Origin of the sequence: Streptomyces sp. NPDC048664 (assembly GCF_040650555.1) — a bacterium.
Lineage (GTDB): Bacteria > Actinomycetota > Actinomycetes > Streptomycetales > Streptomycetaceae > Streptomyces.
In genome coordinates this window covers 175333-202088 of the sequence record NZ_JBEZHK010000009.1, presented here as the reverse complement: position 1 = coordinate 202088, position 26756 = coordinate 175333, and the positions used below count along the sequence as shown (strand labels likewise).

At 71.3% G+C, this 26756-nt stretch carries 26 protein-coding genes and 1 pseudogene; 3 read left to right on the top strand and 24 right to left on the bottom strand.

All coding sequences use genetic code 11. From position 1 onward, the window contains the following. The first annotated feature begins 290 nt into the window (after positions 1-290). Positions 291-962, top strand: a complete 672-nt coding sequence (gene nucS, locus AB0C59_RS13025) for an endonuclease NucS (RefSeq protein WP_363003657.1) — start codon at positions 291-293, stop codon at positions 960-962. Positions 963-1229: 267 nt separating this feature from the next. Here nucS and AB0C59_RS13020 read toward each other — a convergent pair. From AB0C59_RS13020 to AB0C59_RS13010, 3 genes and pseudogenes are all read right to left on the bottom strand, one after another. Continuing rightward, a pseudogene (locus AB0C59_RS13020) lies at positions 1230-3653 on the bottom strand (ATP-binding protein); the annotation flags it as partial. Between the two features lie 253 nt (positions 3654-3906). Next, on the bottom strand, positions 3907-4230 hold the full coding sequence (locus tag AB0C59_RS13015) for an STAS domain-containing protein (protein ID WP_363003655.1): 324 nt from the start codon (positions 4228-4230) through the stop codon (positions 3907-3909). Between the two features lie 220 nt (positions 4231-4450). Beyond that, positions 4451-5299, bottom strand: coding sequence for a 3-hydroxyacyl-CoA dehydrogenase family protein (locus AB0C59_RS13010; protein ID WP_363003653.1), 849 nt, complete (start codon positions 5297-5299; stop codon positions 4451-4453). 251 nt (positions 5300-5550) lie between these two features. Here AB0C59_RS13010 and AB0C59_RS13005 point away from each other — a divergent pair, with 251 nt between their 5' ends. After that, positions 5551-6123, top strand: coding sequence for a cob(I)yrinic acid a,c-diamide adenosyltransferase (locus tag AB0C59_RS13005; RefSeq protein ID WP_363003651.1), 573 nt, complete (start codon positions 5551-5553; stop codon positions 6121-6123). A 53-nt stretch (positions 6124-6176) separates the two neighbouring features. Here AB0C59_RS13005 and AB0C59_RS13000 read toward each other — a convergent pair whose 3' ends face one another. The 4 genes from AB0C59_RS13000 to AB0C59_RS12985 are packed head-to-tail and all read right to left on the bottom strand — an operon-like array spanning position 6177 to position 9108. After that, the gene (locus AB0C59_RS13000) at positions 6177-6434 is read right to left on the bottom strand and encodes a hypothetical protein (protein ID WP_363003650.1); all 258 of its coding nucleotides are present in this window, start codon (positions 6432-6434) and stop codon (positions 6177-6179) included. Further along, positions 6434-6886, bottom strand: coding sequence for a hypothetical protein (locus AB0C59_RS12995; protein WP_363003648.1), 453 nt, complete (start codon positions 6884-6886; stop codon positions 6434-6436). Before AB0C59_RS12995 ends, AB0C59_RS13000 begins: the two co-directional genes overlap by 1 nt. A 54-nt stretch (positions 6887-6940) precedes the next feature. Further along, the gene (locus AB0C59_RS12990) at positions 6941-8416 is read right to left on the bottom strand and encodes a HAMP domain-containing sensor histidine kinase (protein ID WP_363003646.1); all 1476 of its coding nucleotides are present in this window, start codon (positions 8414-8416) and stop codon (positions 6941-6943) included. Further along, complete coding sequence (locus AB0C59_RS12985) at positions 8416-9108, bottom strand: response regulator transcription factor (protein WP_363003645.1); 693 nt, start codon at positions 9106-9108, stop codon at positions 8416-8418. Before AB0C59_RS12985 ends, AB0C59_RS12990 begins: the two co-directional genes overlap by 1 nt. Before the next feature lie 243 nt (positions 9109-9351). On the opposite strand from AB0C59_RS12985, the gene AB0C59_RS12980 reads away from it, so the two are divergent. Then, positions 9352-11178: a glycoside hydrolase family 18 chitinase gene (locus AB0C59_RS12980; protein WP_363003643.1), complete on the top strand. Its 1827-nt coding sequence runs from the start codon at positions 9352-9354 to the stop codon at positions 11176-11178. Between the two features lie 49 nt (positions 11179-11227). Here AB0C59_RS12980 and AB0C59_RS12975 read toward each other — a convergent pair whose 3' ends face one another. The 17 genes from AB0C59_RS12975 to rpmE form a co-directional block, all read right to left on the bottom strand. After that, entirely contained in the window at positions 11228-11674 is a 447-nt protein-coding gene (locus AB0C59_RS12975) for a DUF2550 domain-containing protein (RefSeq protein ID WP_363003641.1), read from the bottom strand. Between the two features lie 130 nt (positions 11675-11804). Next, positions 11805-12179, bottom strand: a complete 375-nt coding sequence (locus AB0C59_RS12970; protein ID WP_363003639.1) for a F0F1 ATP synthase subunit epsilon — start codon at positions 12177-12179, stop codon at positions 11805-11807. 222 nt (positions 12180-12401) lie between these two features. After that, positions 12402-13838 (bottom strand): F0F1 ATP synthase subunit beta, encoded by a 1437-nt coding sequence (gene atpD, locus AB0C59_RS12965; RefSeq protein WP_363003637.1) that lies wholly within the window; start codon positions 13836-13838, stop codon positions 12402-12404. Beyond that, positions 13838-14755, bottom strand: a complete 918-nt coding sequence (locus AB0C59_RS12960) for a F0F1 ATP synthase subunit gamma (RefSeq protein WP_363003635.1) — start codon at positions 14753-14755, stop codon at positions 13838-13840. Before AB0C59_RS12960 ends, atpD begins: the two co-directional genes overlap by 1 nt. Positions 14756-14776: 21 nt before the next feature. Further along, positions 14777-16369, bottom strand: a complete 1593-nt coding sequence (gene atpA / locus AB0C59_RS12955; RefSeq protein WP_363003633.1) for a F0F1 ATP synthase subunit alpha — start codon at positions 16367-16369, stop codon at positions 14777-14779. Between the two features lie 127 nt (positions 16370-16496). Continuing rightward, positions 16497-17312: a F0F1 ATP synthase subunit delta gene (locus AB0C59_RS12950; protein WP_363003631.1), complete on the bottom strand. Its 816-nt coding sequence runs from the start codon at positions 17310-17312 to the stop codon at positions 16497-16499. After that, positions 17309-17860: a F0F1 ATP synthase subunit B gene (locus tag AB0C59_RS12945; RefSeq protein ID WP_363003629.1), complete on the bottom strand. Its 552-nt coding sequence runs from the start codon at positions 17858-17860 to the stop codon at positions 17309-17311. Before AB0C59_RS12945 ends, AB0C59_RS12950 begins: the two co-directional genes overlap by 4 nt. A gap of 38 nt (positions 17861-17898) precedes the next feature. Continuing rightward, positions 17899-18144: a F0F1 ATP synthase subunit C gene (locus tag AB0C59_RS12940; RefSeq protein ID WP_363003627.1), complete on the bottom strand. Its 246-nt coding sequence runs from the start codon at positions 18142-18144 to the stop codon at positions 17899-17901. 83 nt (positions 18145-18227) lie between these two features. Continuing rightward, complete coding sequence (gene atpB / locus AB0C59_RS12935) at positions 18228-18998, bottom strand: F0F1 ATP synthase subunit A (RefSeq protein ID WP_363003759.1); 771 nt, start codon at positions 18996-18998, stop codon at positions 18228-18230. Between the two features lie 273 nt (positions 18999-19271). After that, positions 19272-19709 carry a hypothetical protein gene (locus AB0C59_RS12930; RefSeq protein ID WP_363003625.1) on the bottom strand — a complete coding sequence of 146 codons (438 nt, stop codon included), beginning with the start codon at positions 19707-19709 and terminating at the stop codon, positions 19272-19274. Between the two features lie 299 nt (positions 19710-20008). After that, a complete protein-coding gene (locus tag AB0C59_RS12925) occupies positions 20009-21397 on the bottom strand; it encodes an MraY family glycosyltransferase (RefSeq protein ID WP_363003623.1) in 1389 nt (462 codons plus the stop codon). Between the two features lie 114 nt (positions 21398-21511). Continuing rightward, on the bottom strand, positions 21512-22768 hold the full coding sequence (gene glyA / locus AB0C59_RS12920; RefSeq protein WP_363003621.1) for a serine hydroxymethyltransferase: 1257 nt from the start codon (positions 22766-22768) through the stop codon (positions 21512-21514). A 66-nt stretch (positions 22769-22834) separates the two neighbouring features. Next, positions 22835-23503 (bottom strand): protein-tyrosine-phosphatase, encoded by a 669-nt coding sequence (locus tag AB0C59_RS12915; protein ID WP_363003619.1) that lies wholly within the window; start codon positions 23501-23503, stop codon positions 22835-22837. 40 nt (positions 23504-23543) lie between these two features. Beyond that, positions 23544-24191: an L-threonylcarbamoyladenylate synthase gene (locus AB0C59_RS12910; protein ID WP_363003618.1), complete on the bottom strand. Its 648-nt coding sequence runs from the start codon at positions 24189-24191 to the stop codon at positions 23544-23546. Between the two features lie 91 nt (positions 24192-24282). Continuing rightward, a complete protein-coding gene (prmC, locus tag AB0C59_RS12905) occupies positions 24283-25122 on the bottom strand; it encodes a peptide chain release factor N(5)-glutamine methyltransferase (RefSeq protein WP_363003757.1) in 840 nt (279 codons plus the stop codon). 102 nt (positions 25123-25224) lie between these two features. Continuing rightward, on the bottom strand, positions 25225-26292 hold the full coding sequence (prfA, locus tag AB0C59_RS12900; protein WP_363003616.1) for a peptide chain release factor 1: 1068 nt from the start codon (positions 26290-26292) through the stop codon (positions 25225-25227). Between the two features lie 146 nt (positions 26293-26438). Next, the gene (gene rpmE / locus AB0C59_RS12895; RefSeq protein WP_018535357.1) at positions 26439-26660 is read right to left on the bottom strand and encodes a 50S ribosomal protein L31; all 222 of its coding nucleotides are present in this window, start codon (positions 26658-26660) and stop codon (positions 26439-26441) included. Between the last annotated feature and the right edge of the window lie 96 nt (positions 26661-26756).

Genomic DNA, 26756 nt, shown 5'->3' with positions numbered 1-26756 from the left:
AGCCATTGACGAACGGGGGCATCCCGGATAAATGCGGGAGCCTCCCAGGGGCCGCCGAGGGGCCCGTCCGAAGCCCGTCGACCGCACCCGCGACGGGCTTCGACCGCCCGTCCCCGAAGGGGCGCCGGGGGCGGACGCAGGGGGCGCGCGAAGGCGGTGCGGGGCGCCCCCCGAGGGGGTCGGCACCGGCGCCCGGGAACGGCCGAGAGATCACCTGGCGAGCGCCCGCCCCGGGGCGCGGCAGGAGGCGAATCGCGTCAGGGGCACGGCGTCGAGTAGCGTTGCGCCCCATGCGTCTCGTCATCGCCCGGTGCTCCGTCGACTACGCGGGCCGGCTCACCGCCCACCTGCCCACCGCGCCCCGCCTGATCCTGGTGAAAGCGGACGGCAGCGTCTCGATCCACGCGGACGACCGCGCCTACAAGCCCCTCAACTGGATGTCGCCGCCCTGCACGCTGAAGGAGGGCGCGGGCGACGAGGAAGGCGTCTGGACCGTCGTCAACAAGGCGGGCGAGAAGCTGATCATCACCATGGAGGAGATCCTCCACGACTCGTCGCACGAACTCGGTGTGGATCCCGGTCTGATCAAGGACGGTGTGGAGGCGCACCTCCAGGAACTGCTGGCGGACCGCATCGAGACGCTCGGCGAGGGCTACACCCTCATCCGCCGCGAGTACATGACGGCGATCGGCCCGGTGGACATCCTGTGCCGCGACGCCGAGGGCGCCACCGTGGCAGTGGAGATCAAGCGGCGCGGCGAGATCGACGGGGTCGAGCAGCTCACGCGCTACCTCGAACTGCTCAACCGCGACCCGCATCTCGCCCCGGTGCGCGGCGTCTTCGCCGCCCAGGAGATCAAGCCCCAGGCCCGTGTGCTGGCCACCGACCGCGGCATCGGCTGCGCGGTACTGGACTACAACGCCCTGCGGGGCATCGAGGACGACAAGCTTCGGTTGTTCTGAGACGCGACGGCCCAAGACCGCCACGCGGGCGGTCTCGGACCGACCAGGTCGGACAGACCCTGGGGCCCGTGGCGAAAGCGGCGTCCGCCGCGCGACGCCCGGCACGCTCCCCCGAGCTCTGCGAGCAGGGGGACCCCACTCGCCGCACCGCCCGAAAACCCGCGTACGTCCCGTACGAGAACTTCCGGGCGGCACCCGAGAGCACGCACCGGACGCCGCGCGGCCGCGCTCCGGGCGACGACGCCCCTTTCGCGACAGGCCCTAACGCGTCGGGGCCGTGCCGCCCGCCGTGTCGGTGGAGGCGGGCGGCGCGGTCGTCGACGTGCTGGGTGAGGGGCTGGTGGAGCCGGACGGCGACGTGGACGGGGGCGTCGGGGGCTTGGACGGCGAGGCCGACGGGGACGTCGACGGCGACGCGGACGGGGACCTCGACGGGGTCGCCGGCCTCGTGTCCGACGGCGTGCTCGACGGGGAGCCGGAGGCGCCGCTCGGCGCCGTGTCGTCCGCCGTGCCGTAGGTGCCGTCCGGGCCCGGGTCCGTGGACGTCGGGGTGGTGGGGGTGCCGGTGGTGGCCGCGCCGCCGCCTCCCTCCCCGCCCGGGTCCGTGTTCGCGTCCAGACCGCCGCCGCCCAGGCCCTGGCTCGCGGACGGGTCCACCTGGACGTTCCGGGACGGGGCGTCACCGCTGTGGTCCGACGTCATCCCGAGCGCCACGACCGTGCCGAGCACGGCCACCACGACCACCCCGGCACCCACCGCCACCAGGGGACGCCGGGTGGCGCCGTCCTTGCCGCGCGACCCCGTCGCCGGGCTCGGGGGCCGCGCCTCGGTCCGGGAGGTGACCAGGGTCGCCGTGTCGGCGGCCCTGGGCGGCAGGGCGGGCACGGGCGGCACCGGCTGGTCGTCGGCCGCCGCCTCGGGCACGGCCGGCGCCACCGCGCCCGGCGGTGTCGCGCCGGAGCGGTCGGCGACCAGGGCCAGCGCGCGCCGTCCGACCACGGTGCCGCGCTTGTCGGCGAGGGCGCCGCGCAGCCCGATGGAGGCCTCCAGCTCGGCGCGGGCCCGCTCGGGGCGTCCCCCGCACAGCGCGAGGACGCCCAGCTCATGGTGGAAGTACGCCTGCTCCACGACCTCGCCGCAGAGCTTGGATGCCTCCGCGCCGGCGCGCAGCGTCCGCTCCCACGCGCCCCAGTCGAGACCCGCGGCGAACGCGGGGGCCGCCTGCCGGGCCAGCCGTACGGCGGGGTTCTCCTCGTCCTCGGCGGGCAGGGTGGTGACCGGCGCCAGAGCGGTCAGCGCGGCCAGGACAGCGTCGGCCTCCGCGCAGACCCTGTCCGGTGTCACCGAGGGGTGAGCGGCCCACCAGGCGTAGTGCTGGACGGCCTTGAGCGCGTACTTCCCGCCTCCGGTGCCGTACCCGGCGGCCTCCAGCTGGGCCAGGACCCCGGCGGCGAGCCGGTAGCGGGGGCCGACCGGGGAGACCAGCGCGCAGCCGACGAGTTCGGCGAGCGCCGCGTCCGCGTGGGTGTCGTCCACGAGGGCGGGCAGATGCGTCTGGTGGGGCACCTCACCGCCGAGCGCCACCGCGAACTTGAGGGTCTCGCGGGCCGAGGTGCTCAGCCGGGAGGCGAGCAGCGGGGCCGGCGCGGCGGCCTCGGCGAGCGAGGGCAGCGGCACCTCGGGCCTGACCCCGTCGTCGTAGGCCGGGGTGATGCTCTTGTCGAGGGCGACGGGCGCCGCGGAGGGCAGGTCCTGGAAGACGCCGTACTCGTCCACGGCGTCGGCGTCGGCGCGCCGCCGGTCGCGTTCCCGCAGCAGCGCCCCGGCCTGGAGGAAGCGCAGCGGGAGCCCCTCGGACTCGAACCAGAGGTCGCCCGCCCAGTTCGCCTCGTCCTCGGTGAGGTCGCGGTCCAGGGCGCGTTCCAGCAGGTCCAGGCCCGCGGCGCGGTCGAGCCCGCCGAGGAGGACCTCTTCGACCTGGGAGTCGGCCGCGGGCGCGGGCACCTCGGGCGTGGCCGCGAGCAGGAACGCGCACTCGGGCGTCGCGTCCAGCAGTTCCTCCAGGGCGGCGCCGCCGAACTCGAGGTCGTCCAGGACGACGACGGCGCCGATCTCGCGCAGGTGCCCCGCGAGTTCCTCTTGTGCCGGGCGGTGCAGGGGGGCCTTGAAGACCGTGGTGAACAGGTCGTGCAGCAGGTCGCCGGGGCCGCGGCGGTGGCCGGAGAGGCGGACCACGCCGTCGGGCGCGAGATCCGAGCAGTCCTCGGCGACGACGTCCAGGAGTGCGCTGCGCCCGCTGCCGCCGGGGCCGGTGAGGCGGACCGAGCGGCCTCGGGCCAGCAGCCGTACCAGCCGTTCGCGCTCCTCCTGGCGTTCCAGGAGCGGCAGGCCGGGGCGGGCGGGTCCGTGCGGCACGGGCGGCGCCGCGGCGCGGGCGCGCTCGGCCCGCTCCTCGGCGGTGTACTTCGCGGGCGGGGCGGGCAGCCGGCCGGGCGGGCAGGCCTCTATCTCGCTGCCGTCGACGGGGTTGACGGTGAGCAGGAGGTCACCGGAGACCAGCTGCACGATGCGCGCCTGGGGGGACGCCGGGTGCCCGAAGCCGCCGGCGGGGTCCCGCGGCGGGCGCTGGCGCGGTGCCTCGCCCGCGTCGTCGCGGCCGTACTCCTCGGGTCCCGTGGTGTTCGGGTCCATTGGTCCTAGCCCCCAAAAGCGTCGTGTGCCTGAGCCCCTCCCGGCCTTGCCGCTCACAGCGCTGTCGCTTCTGGTCCGGTGCCCGCTCCAGGGTCCAGGGCTGCGGGCAGCGGAACCCTAAACCTTCGCACAGTATCCCTGGCAAGCCGGGGTACCGTGCCGCCCGAGAGGTCACGTTCTTATGAGGATTGCGCACGACGAAAGGTTCGCCGACGTTCGCTCCCGTGACTCCGCCCGCACCCGTGCGCGCCGCTCACACGCGGGGCAGCGACTCCACTCCGATGCCGCCCTCGATGGCGAGGATCCGGTGCAGCCGGGTGGCGACCAGCAGGCGCTGCATCTGCGCCGGCACGTCGCGCAGCACCAGGCGCCGACCGCAGCGGCCCGCCCGCCGGTGGGCCCCCATGATCACCCCGAGTCCGGTGGCGTCCCAGGAGTCCAGCGCGGACAGGTCCAGCACCAGGTCGCCCACGCCACCGTCGACGGCGGTGTGCAGGACGGTACGGGCGTCCGCCGCGCTGCGGACGTCGAGGCGGCCCCCGACGACCAGCTCGGCGTGGTCGCCCCTGATGTACATATGTGCTCCCCGAGAGTGCGTCGGTCGTGCCCCGCGTTGAGGTTGTGCAACCTCTGACTGCCCAGGGGGCGATCTGGTTGCCGTCCGTGAGCGAACCGATACCGAATTCACCCCAGGGGGTGAATCCCCTGGGGCTCGTGCGGTTTCCGTTCCCTTACGTGTTCCGCTTCGATTGCCGTACGTGTCGCGCCGAGTTCCGCCGTGTTCCGCGCGAACGGTGTCAGTACGTGTAGAAGCCCTGCCCGCTCTTGCGCCCGAAGTCACCGGCGTCCACCATCCGGCGCATCAGCTCCGGCGGAGCGAACTTCTCGTCCTGGGACTCGGTGTAGATGTTCCCGGTGGCGTGCAGCAGGATGTCGACGCCCGTGAGGTCGGCCGTGGCCAGCGGTCCCATCGCGTGGCCGAAGCCGAGCTTGCAGGCGAGGTCGATGTCCTCGGCGGTGGCCACACCCGACTCGTACAGCTTGGTCGCCTCCACGACCAGCGCCGAGATGAGGCGGGTCGTCACGAAGCCGGCCACGTCGCGGTTGACGACGATGCAGGTCTTGCCGACCGACTCGGCGAACTCGCGGGCGGTGGCCAGGGTCTGGTCGCTGGTCTTGTAGCCGCGCACGAGCTCCACCAGCTGCATCATCGGCACCGGCGAGAAGAAGTGCACGCCGACGACCCGCTCGGGGTGCGCGGTGGCCGCCGCGATCTTCGTGATCGGGATGGCGGACGTGTTGGACGCGAGCACGGCGTCCTCGCGGACGACCTTGTCGAGCGCCCGGAAGATCTCGTGCTTGACCTCCAGCTTCTCGAAGACGGCCTCGACGACGATGTCCGCGTCCGCGGCGGCGTCGAGGTCGGTGGTCGCGGTGATCCGGGCGAGCGCCGCCTCCGCGTCCCCGGCCTCCATCCGGCCCTTGCTCACGAACTTGTCGTACGAGGCCTTGATGGCGTCCGTGCCCCGGGTCAGCGCCGCGTCGGTGACGTCGCGCAGGACGACGTCCCAGCCCGCCTGCGCCGATACCTGGGCGATGCCCGAACCCATGAGTCCGGCTCCGATGACGGCAAGCTTCCGTGCCACTGTGCGACTCCCCTGACGCGCTACGTTATGCCTCTCGGCCGGACCCTAACGCCCGCGAGCGGCCCTGTGGCCGGTTAGTAACGCGCGTCACGTCTCACATGACGGACATCACATGCCCACCGAACACTCACGGCCCCGGACGGCGCAGTTGGGGGCCTTCGTGCCCAACGTTCCCTCGGTGCCGCGACGCTCACCGTGACGGTCGACACGTGTGCGTTTCGGGACGGCCCGGAGCTAACTACGCTGGTCGCATGGTCAATCTGACGCGCATCTACACGCGGACCGGCGACAAGGGCACGACGCACCTCGGCGACATGAGCCGGGTGCCGAAGACCGACCTGAGGATCGCCGCGTACGCCGACGCCAACGAGGCGAACGCGGTGCTGGGCACCGCCATCGCGCTGGGCGCCCTCGGGGATCCGGTGGTCAAGGTCCTCACCCGGGTGCAGAACGACCTGTTCGACGTGGGTGCGGACCTGTCGACGCCGGTGGCCGAGAACCCCGAGTTCCCGCCGCTGCGGGTCGAGCAGTTCTACGTCGACCGGCTGGAGGCCGACTGCGACCGCTTCCTCGCGGAACTGGAGAAGCTGCGTTCGTTCATCCTGCCCGGCGGCACCCCCGGCGCCGCGCTGCTGCACCAGGCGTGCACCGTCGTGCGCCGGGCCGAGCGCTCGACCTGGGCCGCCCTGGAGGCGCACGCCGACGTCATGAACCCGCTCACCGCCACCTATCTGAACCGGCTGTCCGACCTGCTGTTCATCCTCGCCCGGTACGCCAACAAGGAGACCGGGGACGTGCTGTGGGTGCCGGGCGGGGAGCGCTGAGACAGCGCTCCCCCGCCCCCGGGCCCCCTTTCCGGGGGCCCGGCGCCCTGGACTCAGCGACCGCCGTTCCGGGGCGCGTCGTCGTCCTGCGCGGCGTCGCTGTCCGCCGCGGCGGCGGCCGACTCGGCGGCGTCCACCGCCTTCCGCATCCGGGCGAGGTCACCGGCCCCCGAGGCGGAGCCGGCCGAGGCCGGGGTGGCGGACGACGACGGGGTGCCCGCCGCCGCGTGGCCGTGGCCGCAGCCCGCGGTGAGTCCCGTCAGGAGGACCACCGCGGGAACGGCCGTCCGCACGAACCGCCACCGGCGCATCAGCCCGCCTCCTTCCCGTCCTTGCCGTCCTTGCCGTTGTCGTTCGCGGCGCACCACGTCTTGACGCCCGCCAGGTCCTTCTGCCGCTGCTGAAGCGTCGTCACCAGCGACGTGCGGTGCGTCAGCCGGTCCTGGAGGAAGGTGGCGATCTCGGTGTGGCCCTCCCGCTTCGCGTTGTCCACGCGCTGCTGGAGCCGGGCGACCGAGCCCTTCACCGTGACACCCGCGTCGAGCCGCTTCAGCGCCCGGGCGATCCTCCGGTCGATCTTCGGCACCCGCTTGCACAGCGCCTTCGCCCCGTCGCCCTTGGGCCCGGCCGTGGGGGTCGCGGCCGGCGTGCCGGTGGCGGTCGCGGTCGTGCCGTCCGCCGCCGCCGCTCCGGTGCCCGCCGCCAGTACCGCGGCCGTGGCCAGGCTCGCGAACAGGGCGCGCCGTCCTCGTCGTGCGTTCATCCGGGCATCCTCCGTTCCTGGACAGCCCTGCTGACCGTCCGTCGCCTCCGCAGGCTAGGAACCGTCTTTGTGGGAACCTTGTGACCGGTTCGCCCCTACTGTCGCGATCAGCCAGTCCCTGCGGTCCGGCAGCGTCCCCCCGGAGCGGGGCAGCCGTACCTCGAAGCACGCCCCCACCCCGTCCGGGCCGTCCGCCACCGTGACGCTCCCTCCGTGCAGGGCCGCCTGCTGGGCGACCAGGGTCAGCCCGAGCCCCGACCCCGCGCTGCCCGGGCCCCGCCGGAACCGGTCGAAGATCCAGGCACGCGCCTCGGGCCCGACCCCCGCGCCCCGGTCGGCCACGACGATCCGCACCTCGGTGCCCGTGCCCCGCACCCCGACCGCCACCTCCGCCCGCCCCCGGGCGTCGCGTCCGTGCGCCAGCGCGTTGCCGAGGAGGTTGTCCAGGAGCAGCCGTAGTCCCGGCTCCCAGCCGTGCACGACGAGTCCCGGTTCCGCGTACAGCGCGACGCGGGCGCCCGGGTCGCGGCGCCGGGCCTCGCCCACGGCCGCGTCCGCCGTCTCGGCCACGTCGACCCGGCCGAAGGCCTCCGCCTCGACCAGGTCGCCCCGGCCCAGGTCCCGCAGCATCACCAGCAGACCGAGCAGCCGGGCGTGTTCGCGCCGCAGGTCGGTGAGCACCTCCGCGCGGTCCGGGTCGGGCAGGTCGGGATGGTCGCCGAGGATGTCGAGGTTGGTGCCGATGCTCATCAGCGGGGTGCGCAGTTCGTGCGAGGCGGCGGCGGAGAACGAGCGGGCCGTCTCCAGGGCCTCCGCGGTGCGGGCGGCCTGCTCGTCGTAGCGGGCGAGGACCGTGTGGAGGGTGGCCGCGAGCTCGTCCACCTCGTGGACGCCGGTGGGCTCGTGGAGCGGCCTGGCGGCGCTGGTGCGCGGGTCCAGGCCCGCGGTGCGGCGCCCCAGGCGGCGCAGGGGGCCGGTGGCGCCCGTCGCCATGCCCCAGGCCAGCAGGCCGGACAGGGGCGCGGCGAGCAGGGCGGTCATGACGACGCGGCGGCGTACCAGCGCGACCTGGGTGCGGTCGGCGGTGTCGGGCTGGAAGACCCAGAGCGTGCCCGTGACACGGGACCCCTTCACCTTGAGGGACAGGTCCTGGGACAGGGACCGCCAGCCGTGTCCGGCGGCCCGCACGGTCACGGGCGCGGGGGCCCGGGCGGGCAGGGTGACGGTGGCGGGGGGCTGGGGCCCGCCCTGGAAGGTCCCGACCGGCCCCTCGACGCGGACGCCGACGTCGAGCGCCGCGCTGTAGAGCTTCCGCTCCCGGTTGTCCTCGGCGTCGGGCCGGTTCGCGGCGGCGGCGCGCAGCACGGACCGGGCGTCCGGGAGCACGGCGGCGGCCTGCCGGCGCAGATGGGCGTCCTCCTCCTGGTGCAGGTCGCGGGCGACCAGGCGCAGCAGCAGCCAGCCGGAGGCGAGGACGAGCAGCGGGACGGTGAGGCCGACGGCAAGGCCTATCCGGGTGGACAGTCTCATCACGGCTCCCGCAGGACGAAGCCCACCCCGCGCACGGTGTGCACGAGGCGCGTCGCGCCGTCCGTCTCCAGCTTGCGCCGCAGATAGCTGACGAAGGTGTCGACGGCGTCGGTGCGTACGTCGAAGTCGTAGCCCCACACGCGCTCCAGCAGCTGGTCGCGGGTCAGGACGAGCCCCGCGTTGCGGGCGAGGACCTCGAGGAGTTCGAACTCCCGCCGGGTCAGCTCCAGCGGTCGGCCCGCCCGGTGGACGGTGCGGGCCGCCGGGTCGATCACGAGGTCGGCCACGCGCAGCACCTGACGGTCCACCGGCGGTCTGCGGCGCAGCAGGGCGCGCAGCCGCAGCACCAGTTCGGTCAGGGCGAACGGCTTGACCAGGTAGTCGTCGCCGCCCGCCTGGAGCCCGGCTATGCGGTCGGCGGTCTCGTCCAGGGCGGACAGCATGAGCACGGGCAGGTCCTGGCCGTCCGCACGCAGCCGCGCGCACACGTCGATGCCGCTCATGCCGGGCATCGACACGTCGAGGACGAGCACGTCCGGGGGTGTCCGCCCGATCGCGGCCAGCGCCTGCGGGCCGCTGTCGGCGGTCCGCACCCGGAAGCCGCTCAGCCGCAGCCCCCGCTCCAGGGAGCGGCGGATGGCCGCGTCGTCGTCCACCACGAGCACCGCGCCGCCGCGCTCCGCCTCGTCCATCCGCCCTCCCGGGTCCGGTTCGTGCGGGTCAGGGTACGGCCCCTTCCTGAGCGTGCACGGCGGGGCGATCAACCCGGTTACCGGGCAGAGGAGTTGGGCTCGAATCGCGACGCGAGAACTCTGGTCCAGACCTCTTGACCCTTGGTCCAGACCTTTCTATTCTCGCGGCACCGCGAGTGGGCGTGGAGGCTCAGTCATGCCCCTCACGACTCCCCCTTCACCCCCACGCGAAGGAGGCGCCTCATGCGCTTCGTCGTCAGAGCCGCGGCCGCGCTCGCGGCCCTGTTCCTCCCGCTCGCCTCACTGGTGGGCCTCGCCGCACCGGCGCACGCCGCCACGGCCGCCACCGCCACCTACGCCAAGACCCAGGACTGGGGAACCGGCTTCGAGGGCAGGTGGACGGTCACCAACTCCGGCTCCACCGCGCTCGGTTCCTGGACCATCGAGTGGGACTTCCCGTCCGGCACCTCCGTCACCTCGGCCTGGGACGCCGACGTGACGCACTCCGGCACCCACTGGACGGCCAGGAACAAGTCCTACAACGGCACGCTCGCCCCGGGCGCCTCCGTCTCGTTCGGGTTCAACGGCACCGGTTCCGGCTCGCCCGGCAACTGCACGCTCAACGGCGGCAGCTGCGACGGCGGCACCACGGTGCCCGGCGACAACCCGCCCTCCGCCCCGGGCACCCCGACCGCCTCCGACGTCACGGACACCTCCGTGAAGCTGTCCTGGAGCGCGGCGAGCGACGACAAGGGCGTCACGGACTACGACGTCCTGCGCGACGGCGCCAAGGTCGCCACCGTCACGTCGGCCTCGTACACGGACACCGCGCTGAGCGCGGGCACCGACTACTCGTACACCGTCCAGGCCAGGGACACCGCCGGCCAGCGGGGCCCGGCGAGCGGCGCCGTCACGGTGCACACCACGGGCGGGACCACGCCCCCGCCGACGTCCCCGGGCGCCGTCAAGCTGGGCTACTTCACCGAGTGGGGCATCTACGGCCGGGGCTACAACGTCAAGAACGTGGTGACGTCCGGGTCCGCCGCCAAGATCACCCACATCAACTACGCCTTCGGCAACGTGACCGGCGGCAAGTGCGCGATAGGCGACTCCTACGCCGACTACGACAAGGCGTTCACCGCCGACCAGTCCGTCAGCGGGGTCGCCGACACCTGGGACCAGCCGCTGCGCGGCAACTTCAACCAGCTGCGCGAGCTGAAGGCCGCATACCCGAACATCAAGGTGCTGTGGTCCTTCGGCGGCTGGACCTGGTCCGGTGGCTTCGGTGAGGCCGCGAAGAACCCCGCCGCCTTCGCCCAGTCCTGCTACGACCTGGTGAAGGACTCCCGCTGGGCCGACGTCTTCGACGGCATCGACATCGACTGGGAGTACCCCAACGCCTGCGGCCTGTCCTGCGACAGCAGCGGCCCGGCCGCCTTCAAGAACCTGATGGCCGCGCTGCGCGCCAAGTTCGGCGCGCACTTCCTGGTCACCGCCGCCACCACGGCCGACGGCTCGGCCGGCGGCAAGATCGACGCCACCGACTACGCGGGGGCCGCGAGCTACGTCGACTGGTACAACGTGATGACGTACGACTTCTTCGGCGCCTTCAGCCCGCAGGGCCCCACGGCCCCGCACTCCCCCCTCACCTCCTACAGCGGCATCCCGACCGCCGGCTTCACCACCGCCGACGCGATCGCCCGGTACAAGGCGCAGGGCGTGCCCGCGAACAAGCTGCTCATCGGAATCGGCTTCTACGGCCGCGGCTGGACCGGCGTCACCCAGGACGCCCCCGGCGGCACGGCCACGGGCGCGGCACCGGGCACCTACGAGCCGGGCATCGAGGACTACAAGGTCCTCAAGACGTCCTGCCCGGTCACCGGTACCGTCGCCGGCACGGCGTACGCGCACTGCGGAAGCAACTGGTGGTCCTACGACACCCCGGCCACCATCGGTACGAAGATGGCGTGGGCCAGGAGCCAGGGGCTGGGCGGCGCCTTCTTCTGGGAGTTCAGCGGCGACACCGGCAACGGCGAGCTGGTGAGCGCCCTGAGCGGCGGCCTGTCCTAAGGGCTGGGAGTGTCGCCGTGGGCGACGTCCGTTCGGCGGGTGAGCGCGGCTACGCCACGTTCACCCGCTGGCCGGGCGGGGCCGCCTCCAGCCAGGCGAGGAAGCCGGTCAGCGCGTCCTCGCTCATGGCGAGTTCCAGGCGCGTGCCCCGGTGCCGGCAGGTGAGGATCACCGCGTCGGAGAGCAGCGCCAGCTCCTCCTCACCCTCGGCCTCGCGCCGCCCCGACACCTCGATGGCCGAGCGCTCCAGCTGGCGGCGCGGGCGCGGGGCGTAGGAGAAGACCCGGTACCACTCGACGCGGTCGCCGTTGTAGCGGGCGACCCCGTAGCTCCATCCCTTGCCGCCGGCGTCGGCGCTCTCCGTCACGTCCCAGCGCAGGCTGCAGTCGAAGGTGCCGCCGGAGCGCTGGATGAGCCGGCGCCTGAGGCCGAAGACGAACAGGGCCACCGCCGCGAGCACGACGACGATTCCGCACACAGTCAGGGCGAGGACCATCGGCACCGACCTCCTCGTCTCCTAGGTAACGGAACGGAAAAAACATCCGGATTCGCCTCAGCCGCGGCTGGTCCGGATCGCTCCGGTCCAGCCGCGGCTGAGGGTCACGTCATGTGCGTACGTGCTCTGGTCAGCTCGACGCCACCGCACGCAGTCGGACATCCGCGCGGCGCTCCGCGGAGGCGTCGGCCTCCGACTTCGCCCGCTCAAGTGCCCGCTCCGCGCGTTGGACGTCGATCTCGTCCGACAGCTCGGCGATCTCGGCCAGCAGCGACAGCTTGTTGTCCGCGAACGAGATGAAACCGCCGTGCACAGCGGCGACGACCGTCCCGCCCTCGCTCGTACGGATGGTCACCGGGCCCGACTCCAGCACACCGAGCAGCGGCTGGTGACCGGGCATGACGCCGATGTCGCCGGACGTGGTGCGCGCGACGACCAGGGTGGCCTCGCCGGACCAGACCTGGCGGTCGGCGGCGACCAGCTCGACGTGCAGCTCAGCAGCCAAGGGTGGCTCCTCGGGTCACCACCCGGCGGTTGTGCCGGGTGTTGGGTCATAAGTCTAGTAGGGCTCGGGGCACCGATGTGCCCCGGGCCCGCCCAGCCTGTCGGCCGGGATGCGGAGGTCTGCCCTCCGCGGGGGCGCGGCGGTGTGGAGAGGGGGACGGGACGCGGGCCCTCGTCGGGCTCGGTCTCGTCCCCCTCCGCTCACGCCGTCATGGCACCGGCGTCAGGAGACGCCCAGTTCCTTCGCGTTCTGCTTCAGGTCCTCGATACCACCGCACATGAAGAACGCCTGCTCCGGGAAGTGGTCGTACTCGCCGTCGATGATCGCGTTGAAGGCCGTGATCGACTCGTCCAGCGGGACGTCCGACCCGTCGACGCCGGTGAACTGCTTGGCGACGTGGGTGTTCTGGGACAGGAAGCGCTCCACGCGACGGGCACGGTGGACGACGAGCTTGTCCTCCTCGCCGAGCTCGTCGATACCGAGGATCGCGATGATGTCCTGGAGGTCCTTGTACTTCTGGAGGATCGTCTTGACGCGCATGGCCGCGTTGTAGTGATCCGCCGCGATGTAGCGCGGGTCCAGGATGCGGGACGTGGAGTCCAGCGGGTCCACGGCCGGGTAGATGCCCTTCTCGGAGATCGGACGGGAGAGAACCGTCGTCGCGTCGAGGTGGGCGAACGTGGTGGCCGGGGCCGGGTCGGTCAGGTCGTCCGCGGGGACGTAGATCGCCTGCATCGAGGTGATCGAGTGACCGCGGGTCGAGGTGATGCGCTCCTGGAGGAGGCCCATCTCGTCGGCCAGGTTCGGCTGGTAGCCCACCGCGGAGGGCATGCGGCCGAGCAGGGTGGAGACCTCGGAACCGGCCTGCGTGAAGCGGAAGATGTTGTCGATGAAGAACAGCACGTCCTGCTTCTGGACGTCGCGGAAGTACTCCGCCATCGTCAGACCCGCGAGGGCCACGCGCAGACGGGTGCCCGGGGGCTCGTCCATCTGACCGAAGACCAGCGCGGTCTTGTCGATGACGCCCGAGTCGGCCATCTCCTCGATGAGGTCGTTGCCCTCACGGGTGCGCTCGCCGACACCGGCGAACACGGAGACACCGTCGTGGTTGTTGGCGACGCGGTAGATCATCTCCTGGATGAGCACCGTCTTGCCGACGCCGGCACCACCGAACAGACCGATCTTGCCGCCCTTGACGTACGGGGTCAGCAGGTCGATGACCTTGACGCCGGTCTCGAACATCTCGGTCTTCGACTCGAGCTCGTCGAAGCGCGGGGCCTTGCGGTGGATGGACCAGCGCTCGCCCTCGTACTTCTCGTCGACGTTCAGCACCTCACCGAGGGTGTTGAACACCTTGCCCTTGGTGAAGTCGCCGACCGGGACGGTGATGCCCGTACCCGTGTCGGTGACGGCGGCCTGGCGGACCAGACCGTCGGTGGGCTGCATCGAGATGGTGCGGACCAGGCCGTCACCCAGGTGCTGGGCGACCTCCAGGGTCAGCGTCTTCCGCTCGCCCGCGTTCGCCGGGTCGGCGACCTCGACGTGCAGGGCGTTGTAGATGTCCGGCATCGCGTCGACGGGGAACTCCACGTCGACGACCGGGCCGATGACCCGGGCGACGCGGCCCGTGGCCGCCGCGGTCTCAACAGTGGTGGTCATTATCGGTCACTCCCCGCGGTCGCGTCGGCCAGGGCGCTCGCGCCACCGACGATCTCGCTGATTTCCTGGGTGATTTCGGCCTGGCGGGCCGCGTTCGCGAGACGGGAGAGCGTGTTGATCAGCTCGCCCGCGTTGTCAGTGGCCGACTTCATCGCGCGCCGCGTGGCGGCGTGCTTCGAAGCGGCCGACTGGAGCAGCGCGTTGTAGATACGGCTCTCCACGTAGCGCGGCAGCAGGGCGTCGAGGACGTCCTCCGCCGACGGCTCGAAGTCGTACAGCGGCAGGATCTCGTCCTTGCCGGACGTCTCCTGCGCCACCTCCTCGAGGCTGAGCGGCAGCAGTCGGTCGCCGAGCGCCGTCTGCGTCATCATCGAGACGAACTCGGTGTAGACGATGTGGAGTTCGTCCACGCCGCCCTGTCCCGTCTCCTTCTCGATGGCCTCGATGAGCGGAGCCGCGACCTGCTTGGCGTCCGCGTACGTGGGCTCGTCCGTGAAGCCGGTCCACGATTCCGCGATCGTGCGCTCACGGAAGTTGTAGTGGGCCACTCCACGACGGCCGACGATGTACGTGTCGACCTGCTTGCCCTCGCGCTCCAGCCGCTCGGTCAGCTGCTCCGCCGCCTTGATCGCGTTGGAGTTGAAGGCGCCGGCCAGACCGCGGTCGCTCGTCAGGAGCAGTACGGCGGACCGGGTGACCGTCTCGGCCTGGGTGGTCAGCGGGTGCTTGGTGTTCGAGCCGGTGCCGACCGCCGTGACCGCGCGCGTGAGCTCGGTCGCGTAGGGCATGGAGGCCGCCACCTTGCGCTGCGCCTTGACGACGCGCGAGGCGGCGATCATCTCCATCGCCTTCGTGATCTTCTTGGTCGCGGTGACGGATCGGATGCGACGCTTGTAGACCCGGAGCTGGGCTCCCATGAGTCAGGTCCCTTCCTTACGTCACTTGGCGGCAGCGGCAGGAACGTCCTCGCCGAGCAGCTTGCCGTCCGAGGTCTCGAACTGCTTCTTGAACTCGGTGATGGCGTCGGCGACGGCCGTGAGGGTGTCGTCGGACATCTTGCCGCCCTCCTTGATGGAGGTCATGAGGCCCTGGTGCGACCGACCCAGGTACTCCAGGAGCTCACGCTCGAAGCGGCGGATGTCCACGACCGGCACCTCGTCCATCTTGCCGGTGGTGCCGGCCCAGACGGAGACGACCTGGTTCTCGGTCGACATCGGCTCGTACTGGTTCTGCTTCAGCAGCTCGACCATGCGCTGACCGCGGTCCAGCTGCGACTTCGACGCGGCGTCGAGGTCGGAACCGAAGGCGGCGAACGCCTCCAGCTCACGGAACTGGGCGAGGTCCACACGCAGACGGCCGGAGACCTGCTTCATCGCCTTGTGCTGCGCGGAACCACCGACCCGGGAGACGGAGATACCGACGTTCAGCGCGGGGCGCTGACCGGCGTTGAAGAGGTCCGACTCCAGGAAGCACTGGCCGTCGGTGATGGAGATGACGTTGGTCGGGATGAACGCCGAGACGTCGTTGGCCTTGGTCTCCACGATCGGCAGGCCGGTCATCGAGCCCGCGCCCATCTCGTCGGAGAGCTTGGCGCAGCGCTCCAGCAGACGGGAGTGCAGGTAGAAGACGTCACCCGGGTAGGCCTCACGGCCCGGCGGGCGGCGCAGCAGCAGGGACACGGCGCGGTAGGCGTCGGCCTGCTTCGAGAGGTCGTCGAAGATGATGAGGACGTGCTTGCCCTCGTACATCCACTGCTGGCCGATGGCCGAACCGGTGTACGGCGCCAGGTACTTGAAGCCGGCCGGGTCGGACGCCGGGGCGGCGACGATGGTCGTGTACTCCAGCGCGCCGTTCTCCTCCAGCGCGCGGCGGACCGACGCGATGGTGGAGCCCTTCTGGCCGACGGCGACGTAGATGCAGCGGACCTGCTTCTTCGGGTCGCCGGTGCGCCAGTTGTCGCGCTGGTTGATGATCGTGTCGACGGCCAGGGCGGTCTTGCCGGTCTGGCGGTCGCCGATGATCAGCTGACGCTGGCCGCGGCCGATCGGGGTCATCGCGTCGACGGCCTTGTAGCCCGTCTCCATCGGCTCGTGCACCGACTTGCGCTGCATGACCGTGGGAGCCTGCAGCTCAAGGGCGCGGCGGCCGGACGTCTCGATCTCGCCGAGGCCGTCGATCGGGTTGCCGAGCGGGTCGACGACACGGCCGAGGTAGCCCTCGCCGACGGCGACGGACAGCACCTCACCGGTGCGGTGCACCGGCTGGCCCTCCTCGATGCCGCTGAACTCACCGAGGACGATGGCACCGATCTCGCGCTCCTCGAGGTTGAGGGCGAGGCCGAGGGTGCCGTCCTCGAACTTCAGCAGTTCGTTGGCCATGGCCGAGGGCAGACCCTCGACCTTCGCGATGCCGTCGCCGGCAAGGGTGACCGTACCGACCTCCTCGCGCGAGGCCGCGTCCGGCTTGTACGACTGGACAAAGTTCTCCAGCGCGTCCCGGATCTCCTCCGGCCGGATCGTGAGCTCCGCCATCTGGGTTCCCTGCTCTCCTTGTTGGGCCCGAAGTTTCACTTGGGGGGATGGGGGACTCCCCCCATGTAACGAGGTGAATCCTCTGCACGGCCCAACGCGGGCCGTAGTACTACGTATGGAGTTGCTGCTAGCTCGCCATGCGGCGGTGCGCGTCCTCAAGGCGGTCCGCGACCGAGCCGTTGATGACCTCGTCACCGACCTGCACCCGCATCCCGCCGACGACCTCGGGGTCCACGTCGAGGTTGAGGTGCATCTGGCGGCCGTACAGCTTGGCCAGGGCGGCACCGAGGCGCCGCTTCTGCCCGTCACTGAGCGGAACGGCCGAGGTGACGACGGCGACCATGCGGTCGCGGCGCGCGGCCGCGAGCTTGGACAGGGACTCGAGTCCCGCTTCCAGGCTACGTCCCCGCGGCGCCGTCACCAGGCGCGTGACCAGACGCTCGGTCGTCGCGTTGGCACGGGTGCCGAGGAGCCGGTGCAGCAGCTCGGCCTTGGCCGAGGCGCCCGCGGCACGGTCGGTCAGCGCCGCGCGCAGTCCGGTGTCCGAGGCGACGATCCGGGCGAACCGGAACAGCTCGTCCTCGACGTCGTCCAGCGCGTTCGCCTTCTGCGCCGCCGTGAGGTCGGCCAGGTTCGCCAGCTCTTCCAGGGCGTCCACCAGGTCGCGGGACCGCGACCAGCGCGAGCGCACCGAGCCGGCGACCAGGTCCACGGTCTGACCGCCGACCTGGGTGCCGAGCAGACGCTGGACCAGGGCGGCCTTGGCCTCCCCGGACTGCGCCGGGTCGGTCAGGACCCGGCGCAGCGACGCCTCACGGTCGAGCAGCGCGGTGACGGCGGCCAGCTCGTCGGCGAGCTGCGCCGCGTTCACGGACGTCGAGTCCGTCAGCGCGTCCAGACGCTCCACGGCGGCTGCCAGGGCCTCGCGGCTCGCTCCGTTCATCGCGCGGCCTCGGCCTTCTCCTCGAGCTCGTCGAGGAAGCGGTCGATGACGCGGCTCTGGCGGGCGTGGTCCTCCAGGGACTCACCGACCAGCTTGCCGGCCAGCTCCGTGGCCAGGGTGCCGACGTCCTGCCGCAGCGCCTGAGCGGCGGCCTTGCGGTCGGCCTCGATCTGCGTGTGGCCGGCGGCCACGATCTCCTCGCGCTGACGCTGGCCCTCGGCCCGCATCTCGGCGATGAGAGTGGCGCCCTGCTCCTGCGCCTCCTGGCGCAGCCGTGCGGCCTCGTGCCGGGCCTCGGCGAGCTGAGCCTTGTACTGCTCCAGCACGCTCTGGGCCTCGACCTTCATGGCGTCGGCCTCTTCGATACCGCCTTCGATCGCCGCGCGGCGCTCCTCCAGAACCTTGTTGATGTTCGGGAGCAGCTTCTTCCAGAAGAAGAAGAACACGATGGCGAAGGCGATGGTGCCGACGAGCAGCTCGGGGCCGGCCGGAACGAGCGGGTTCTGCTCGGTCTCCTCGGCCGCCAGCTGTACCAGGTTGGCGATCACATCAGTGCCTTTCGTCGATACGTGTTGGTAAGGGGTGATTACTTACCGAACACGAACGGCATGACGATGCCGATGAGGGCGAGCGCCTCACAGAAGGCGAAGCCCAGGATCTGGTTGGCACGGATCAGGCCGGCGGCCTCGGGCTGACGGGCCAGCGCCTGGGTGCCGTTGCCGAAGATGATGCCGACGCCGACGCCGGGGCCGATGGCGGCGAGGCCGTAACCGATGGAGCCGACGGAGCCGTGGACACCGGTGGCAGCGGCGAGGGTCTCAAGAGCGGACATGCCGGATCTTCCTTCTCTTTCATGGACCGGTGGGGGTTGGCCACCGGACGTCAGGGAGTTTGCGGGGCGGGTGGTGCAGGGCCTCAGTGGTGCTCGGCGAGAGCGCCCTGGATGTACGAGCAGGTCAGCAGCACGAAGACGTACGCCTGGACGGCCTGCACGAAGAGCTCGAAGAGGATCATGATCATGGTCATCACGAACGAGACGCCCGCGGCCGGGATCATGTAGCTGTTCATCAGGTACCAGGAGGCGACGGTGAACATCACCAGCATCAGGTGACCGGCGAACATGTTGGCGAACAGTCGCACCGCGTGCGTGAACGGGCGGACGAACAGGTTCGAGAAGAACTCGATGACCATGACCAGCGGCAGCACGGCACCGAGCGACTTGTCGTAGCCCGTGACGTTCTTGAAGAAGCCGACGAAGCCGTGCCGCTTGAAGGTCAGCGAGACCCACAGGATCCAGACGATCGCCGCGAGGACGGCCGGGAACGCGATGACCGAGGACACCGGGAACTGGGCCAGCGGGATCACGGACCAGATGTTCATGATCCAGATGAAGAAGAACAGCGAGACCGCGAGCGGGACGTACTTCTCGCCCTCCTTCTTGCCCAGCGTCTCGTAGACGATGCCGCGGCGCACGAAGTCGTAGCCGGCCTCGGCCGCGAGCTGGAGCTTGCCCGGGACCACCTTGGCATTGCCGAACGCCGCCCAGAAGAAGGTGACGACCAGCGCCGTGGTGATGAGCGCGAGCAGCATCACCTTGTTGAACTCGAACCCGCCCACCGTGGCGAGCGGCTTGAAGAGGAAGGAGTGCAGGCCCGGAGCCGGAAAGCCACACCCGTTGTCGGACAGGATGCGGCAGCTCCAGTCAAAGGCGAGCTGGGTCTGGTCAGCACTCACCGCGGGCTCCTTCGGCGTGACGCATGGGTACGGCAACCTCGTTGTGTCGGCGCGGCGCGCAGCCGCGGGTCGGCACTGGACTGGTGATACGGATGTGGGGGCGGCTGGGGGGCACCAAGCCTCGCGCTTGAGCAGGCGTCAGCTCGGATGCCCGCGCCCGCGATGCCGCAGTTGGCACCGGACGATAGCAGGATCTCTCACACGCCTTTATCCCGGCCCTACCCCTCACGACGCGGACCCTGTCTTCTCGGGCGTCCCGCTCTTGCCGGAGTCGGGGTCGATGTAGAAGATCTTGGCCTTCATGTGCGCACGTGCCTGCGCGGCCATCCACACGACCGTCGCGACGACGAGCGTCACCGCGAACGACTTCGGGTTGAAGAGAGAGGTGTCCTTGAAGAGGGCCACGAAGATCAGGAGCAGCAGGAGCTGGGCGACGTACAGCATCAGCCCCATGGCCTGGAACAACTGCGGGAGCGTTTTTGCCGTCCACTGCAGGACATACAGGCCGATCCCCATGAACAGGACGGCCAGCACCACGCCGACGGTCGCGCCGAGCGCCCCTTTGCCCCCCGCGACCACACCGCAGACGGCGACGGCGAGCGCGCCGGCGGCAGCTGTGGGCACAGCGGTCTGCAGAAGGTTCCGGGCGTCATTGGACGGCATGGCGGCAACTCCGCTTTCACAAGGGGGCAGGGTGTCGTCATGGACGAGCGTAGTCCCGGGCGGAGCGAGATCCTCCGCCGAGAGATCCTCGCACTGAGGTTCCTCGGCTCTATCCCCGGGGTTCTCGTGAACCGTATCACAAACTATTTGATGCGGTCTTTACCTAGAGGGTGTGCGTGCCGTCACACATGAGAGTGACGGTGCGCGTCTGTGCGTTTCGTCGGGTGCCTTGTCTGGTATTAGGGCGCTTTGCACCCCAGGGCGTGGGTGGCACCACGATCGGATTCTTACCTTGCGCCTCAGCGCGAGGACTCGGCTCCGCGCCGGTCCAGACGGGCGCGCGCCCCGAGAGCGGTCGCGCCGTTGACCCCCGAGGCCCGGGTGACAGCGGGCGACACCGGGCCGGCCGGCGCACCACTGGTGACCGGGGTGCGCTGCCCCGGCTCCGGTTCCCGGTCCCGTTCGGTCGCCTCCGCGTCCACGCCCTCGTGCGCGTCCCGCGCGAGGGACCGGGCCACGCCGCCGCGGCGGTAGCGGGGCGGCACGAACGCCTCCGCCCAGCGCGGGGCGCGCGGGGTGAACCTCGGCAGCAGGAGCAGGACGAGGCCGACGGCGCTCAGGGCCACGACGCCGAGCACGATCAGCAGGGGCGCCGAGTTCACGGAGTACGCGAGGGTGCCGAAGGCGATGAGCGCCGACCAGAAGTACATGATCAGCACGGCCCGGCTGTGCGAGTGGCCGATCTCCAGGAGCCGGTGGTGCAGATGCCCGCGGTCCGCCGCGAACGGCGACTGCCCGCGCCAGGTGCGGCGCAGGATGGCGAGGAAGAAGTCCGCGGCCGGGACCGCGATGATCGTCAGCGGAAGCAGCAGCGGGATGTAGACGGGGACGGTCTGGTGGACCGTCGCACGCTCCGAACCCGAGAAGAGGTTCATCGCGTCCGGGTCGAGCTGACCCGTGATCGAGATGGCGCCGGCGGCGAGGACGAGCCCGATCAGCATCGACCCCGAGTCGCCCATGAAGATCCGCGCGGGATGCATGTTGTGCGGCAGGAAGCCCAGGCACATGCCCAGCAGGATCGCCGAGAACAGGGTCGCGGGAGCCGCGGGTTCGAGCCCGTAGCCGTACCAGATCCGGTAGGCGTACATGAAGAACGCGCCCGAGGCGATGCACACCATCCCGGCGGCGAGCCCGTCGAGGCCGTCCACGAAGTTCACCGCGTTGATGGTGATGACGACCAGCGCCACCGTCAGCAGGGTGCCCTGCCACGGGGTGAGCAGAACCGTGCCGATGCCGGGGATCGGCAGCCACAGGATCGTCAGACCCTGCATGACCATCACACCCGCGGCGATCATCTGGCCGCCCAGCTTGATCAGGGCGTCGATCTCGAACTTGTCGTCGAGGACACCGATCAGCCAGATCAGCGCGGCCCCCGACAGCAGGGCCCGCGGCTCGTTGGAGTTCGCGAAGACCTCGTTGAGGTTCTTGAGGTGGTCGGCGACCAGCAGTCCCGCGCACAGGCCGAAGAACATGGCGATACCGCCGAGCCGGGGAGTCGGTTCCCGATGCACGTCACGGGCCCGGATCTCCGGCATGGCTCCGGCCACGATCGCGAACTTGCGTACCGGCCCTGTCAGCAGGTACGTCACCGCGGCCGTGACGCAGAGCGTCAGCAGGTATTCACGCACAGGCTTCCCCACAGGTCTCGCTGGGCATCCATAGCCCCATACCCTAGCTTCGCCCGCATACGGATGAAGACGTACGGGTAGCCATCTTGGTTCCCCGCACGGTGGGGCCCGGCGCTACCCTCCCTGCGTGTACAGGGGATACGGCGGAAATCTCCCGGTGAGCTCCCGCACCTCCGCACGCGCCGTCCTCGCCTCCGTCTCCCCGCGCAGCACGGCCGTGACCAGGGCGGCGATGTACTCCATCTCCATCTCCGCCATGCCCTGCGTGGTCACCGCCGCCGTCCCCAGGCGCAGGCCCCGGGCGTCGCCGTGCGGCAGCGCGCAGGTGTCCAGGACCATGCCGGCCGCCGCGAGCAGACCGCGGGCGACACGGCCGTCCACACCCAGCGGTGCCGGGTCGACGACCAGCAGATGGGTGTCCGTGCCACCGGTGACGACCGTCATCCCCGCCGCCCCGAAGGCCGCGGCGAGCCGGCGGGCGTTGGCCACCACCTGGCGCGTGTAGCGGGCGAAGCCGTCCGTCGCCGCCTCGCCGAACGCGACGGCCTTAGCGGCGATGCTGTGCATCTGGGCGCCGCCCTGGGTGAACGGGAAGACGGCCCGGTCCACCCGCTCCGCCAGTTCACCGCCGCACAGGATCATGCCGCCGCGCGGACCGCGCAGCACCTTGTGGGTGGTGGCGCACACGATGTCCGCGTACGGCACCGGACTCGGTGCCGCTCCCCCGGCCACCAGCCCCATCGGATGCGCCGCGTCCGCGATGAGATAGGCGCCCACCTCGTCGGCCACCTCGCGGAAGAAGGCGTAGTCGATGTGGCGCGGATAGGCGATGGAGCCGCACACGATGGCCTTGGGCCGGTGCGTGCGGGCCATGGCGCGCACCTGCTCGTGGTCGATGAGCCCGCAGTCCGCCTCCACCCCGTAGCCGACGAAGTCGAACCAGCGGCCGGAGAAGTTGGCGGGCGAACCGTGCGTGAGATGGCCGCCGTGCGGCAGGCCGAGGGCCAGCACCGTGTCGCCCGGCCTGAGCAGCACGGCGTACGCGGCGAGCACCGCGGACGAACCCGAGTGCGACTGCACATTCGCGTGCTCGGCGCCGAACAGCGCCTTGGCCCGGTCCACCGCGAGACGCTCGGCGACGTCCACGATCTCGCACCCGCCGTGGTAGCGGGCGCCGGGATAGCCCTCCGCGTACTTGTTGGCGAGCGGGGAGCCGAGGGCGGCGAGCACGGCCGGCGAGGTGAAGTTCTCGGCGGCGATCAGCTGGAGGGTCGTGGACTGCCGGTCGAGTTCACCGAGCAGGATCTCGGCCAGCTCCGGGTCCTGCCGGCTCAGTACGCCGGCCTCGTCGAGGGTAGGGGTGACCGCCATGGTGGGCTCCGGGCGTCGGGGAACGTACGTCCAATGTAGGCCCGCCGCCCGTGCGCCGCCCGGAACTCAGGTGCGGGCGGGTACGCCGGTCAGCGCAGTGACCACCGGATCGAGCGCCTGGTGGATCTCGCCCCCGATCGAACGGAAGAACGTCAGCGGCGCCCCGTAGGGGTCGAACACCTCGTCGGCCTCGGCCGTCGGCGCCAGCAGCCAGCCGCGCAGCGCCGCGGCGGCCCGCACCAGGGCCCGGGCGCGGGCGACCACGCCGTCCTCCAGCGGGGGCAGCGTGGCGGGGTCTATGGCGCGCACCAGCCGGGTGAACTCCTTCAGGGTGAAGGTGCGCAGACCCGCCGAGTGGCCCATGGAGACGACCTGGGCGCGGTGGTCGCGGGTCGCGGTCAGCACCAGGTCGGCGCGGATGACGTGCTCGTCCAGGAGTTCCCGTCCGGTGAAGCCGGACGCGTCCGCGCCGAAGTCGGCGAGGACCGCCTCCGCGTTCGCCTCCATGGGCGCGCCCTCGTGCCCCCAGGTGCCCGCGCTCTCCACGATCAGCCCGCCCCACAGCGGGTCGCCGAGCCGGTCCGCCAGGGCATGCCGGGTCAGCCGCTCGGTGATGGGCGAGCGGCACACGTTGCCGGTGCTGACATGGAGGATGCGGAAGGTGTCACCGCCCGGGGCCGGCGTCCCGGAGACCACCGGGAAGCCCGTCCGGTCCCCGCTGCCTATGCCGCGCATGGGGGTCCCCCCTGCGAGAGCCGGGAGGCGTCAGGGGCTGTCAACTGGCCACCTCAAGATCGGGCACGACCTTGCGCAGCTCCTCGGCGGACAGGGCGCCCTGGCGCAGCAGGACCGGCACCTTGCCGGTGACGTCCACGATCGAGGACGGCACGTTGCCGGGGGTCGGGCCGCCGTCGAGGTAGACGGAGACGGAGTCGCCGAGCATCTCCTGCGCGGCGTCGCAGTCCTCCGGCGCCGGGTGCCCGGTGAGGTTCGCGGAGGAGACGGCCATCGGGCCGAACTCGTTCAGCAGCTCGATGGCGACCGGGTGCAACGGCATCCGCACGGCGACGGTGCCCCGGGTGTCCCCGAGGTCCCACTGGAGGGACGGCTGGTGCCGTGCGACGAGGGTGAGGGCGCCAGGCCAGAACGCGTCGACCAGCTCCCAGGCCATCTCGGAGAAGTCCGTGACCAGGCCGTGCAGGGTGTTCGGGGAGCCGATGAGGACGGGCGTGGGCATGTTGCGGCCCCGGCCCTTGGCGGCGAGCAGGTCGGCCACGGCCTCCGAGGAGAACGCGTCGGCGCCGATGCCGTACACGGTGTCGGTCGGCAGCACCACGAGTTCGCCACGGCGGACGGCGGAGGCGGCTTCGCGCAGACCGGTCACACGGTCGGTCGCGTCGTTGGTGTCGTATCGCCGTGCCATCTTCAGCTGGCCTCCTCGTACCTGTACTGCTGCGTGCACTGCCTGGGGTGATGCTCGGTGTACCGCTGCGGAACGCGGCTCTTCGGGCTGCTCACGGCAACGCCTTGCGGGCGGTGGCGAAGCGCGGGCGGTTGTTCAGGTCGGGGTGGTCGGCCGCGTCGGCCCAGCCCCGCTCCTCGGTGAAGATCCAGGGCACCTGGCCGCCCTGGGTGTCGGCGTGCTCGACCACGACGACACCGCCGGGGCGCAGCAGCCGGTGCGCGGTGCGCTCCAGGCCCCGGATGAGCTCCAGGCCGTCCTCGCCGGAGAACAGGGCCAGCTCCGGGTCGTGGTCCCGGGCCTCGGGAGCGACGTACTCCCACTCGGTCAGCGGGATGTACGGCGGATTGGAGATCACCAGGTCGACCTGGCCGTCCAGGTCGGGGAAGGCCATGAGGGCGTCTCCCTGGCGCAGGTCGACCCGGGAGCCGTCCATGTTCCGGCGGGTCCAGCGCAGGGCGTCCTCGGACAGCTCCACGGCGTGCACGCGGGAGCGCGGCACCTCCTGCGCCAGGGCGAGCGCGATGGCGCCCGAGCCCGTGCACAGGTCGACGATCAGCGGCTCCACGACGTCCATCGCGCGCACCGCGTCTATCGCCCAGCCGACGACCGACTCGGTCTCCGGGCGCGGTACGAACACCCCGGGGCCCACCTCCAGCTCCAGATAGCGGAAGTAGGCGCGTCCGGTGATGTGCTGGAGCGGTTCGCGTGCCTCGCGGCGGGCGACGACCTCCCAGTAGCGGGCGTCGAAGTCGGCGTCCCGCACGGTGTGCAGCTGGCCCCGCTTGACGCCGTGCACGAACGCGGCGAGCTCCTCCGCGTCGTTGCGCGGCGAGGGCACACCGGCGTCGGCCAGCCGCTGGGTGGCCTGGGCCACCTCCGCGAGCAGCACGCTGCGGGAGCTCGGGGGGCGCCCCCCGATGTTCTGCTGCACGCTGGTCCTCCGATTGTGTCTGTGCGGTTCGTGCCGTTCGTGCCCCGTCGGGCACGTGACTTACGCGGCCGCGAGTTTGGCGGCCGAGTCCGCGTCGACGCAGGCCTGGATCACGGCGTCGAGGTCGCCGTCGAGGACCTGGTCCAGGTTGTAGGCCTTGAAGCCGACGCGGTGGTCGGAGATGCGGTTCTCCGGGAAGTTGTAGGTCCGGATCTTCTCGGAGCGGTCCACCGTGCGGACCTGGCTGCGCCGGGCGTCGGCGGCCTCCTTCTCCGCCTCCTCCTGCGCCGCGGCCAGCAGCCTGGAGCGCAGGATACGCATCGCCTGCTGCTTGTTCTGCAGCTGGCTCTTCTCGTTCTGGCAGGAGGCGACGACACCGGTCGGGACGTGCGTGATGCGCACCGCGGAGTCGGTCGTGTTGACGGACTGGCCGCCGGGGCCCGAGGAGCGGTAGACGTCGATGCGCAGGTCGTTCGGGTTGATCTCGACGTCGACCTCCTCCGCCTCGGGCGTGACGAGCACGCCGGCAGCGGAGGTGTGGATACGGCCCTGGGACTCCGTCGCGGGCACGCGCTGCACCCGGTGCACGCCGCCCTCGTACTTCAGGCGCGCCCACACGCCCTGGCCGGGCTCGGTCGTGCCGCGGGTCTTCACGGCGACCTGGACGTCCTTGTAGCCGCCGAGCTCGGACTCGGTGGAGTCGATGATCTCGGTCTTCCAGCCGACCCGCTCGGCGTAGCGCAGGTACATGCGCAGCAGGTCGCCGGCGAACAGGGCCGACTCGTCGCCGCCCGCGCCCGCCTTGACCTCCAGGATGACGTCCTTGTCGTCGCTGGGGTCGCGCGGGACCAGCAGGAGGCGCAGCTTCTCGGTGAGCGCCTCGCGCTCCTTCTCCAGGTCCTTGACCTCGGCGGCGAAGTCCGGGTCGTCGGCGGCCAGTTCGCGGGCGGTCTCGATGTCGTCGCCGGCCTGCTTCCAGGAGCGGTAGGTCGCGACGATCGGGCTGAGCTCGGCGTAGCGCTTGTTCAGCTTGCGCGCGTTGGCCTGGTCGGCGTGGACCGACGGGTCCGCGAGCTTCTTCTCCAGATCGGCGTGCTCACCGATCAGTTCCTCGACCGCCTCGAACATCTCCGGCTCCCATGGGATGTCCCCCGCCCGGCCGGGGCATGAGGACGTATGTACGACGAAAAGTGGCTGCACCGCAAAGCGCCGGTCCCGGTGTCCCCGCTTCGGTGCGTGAAGGGGGAGCACCGGGGACCGGCGCTGTGGGCTCGCTACTTCTTGGCAGCGGCAGCCTTGCCGAAGCGGGCCTCGAAGCGGGCCACACGGCCACCGGTGTCGAGGATCTTCTGCTTGCCCGTGTAGAACGGGTGGCACTCGGAGCAGACCTCGGCACGGATGGTGCCGGAGTCGATGGTGCTACGGGTGGTGAACGACGCGCCACAGGTGCAGCTGACCTGCGTCTCGACGTACTCGGGGTGGATGTCGCGCTTCAAGGTGTCTCCTAGATTTCGGGAGGGCGCCGGGTCGCAGCCGCGGGATGCGGGCGCGTGAACCGGAGCCGACGTACCAGTCTGCCAGGACTGGCCGTA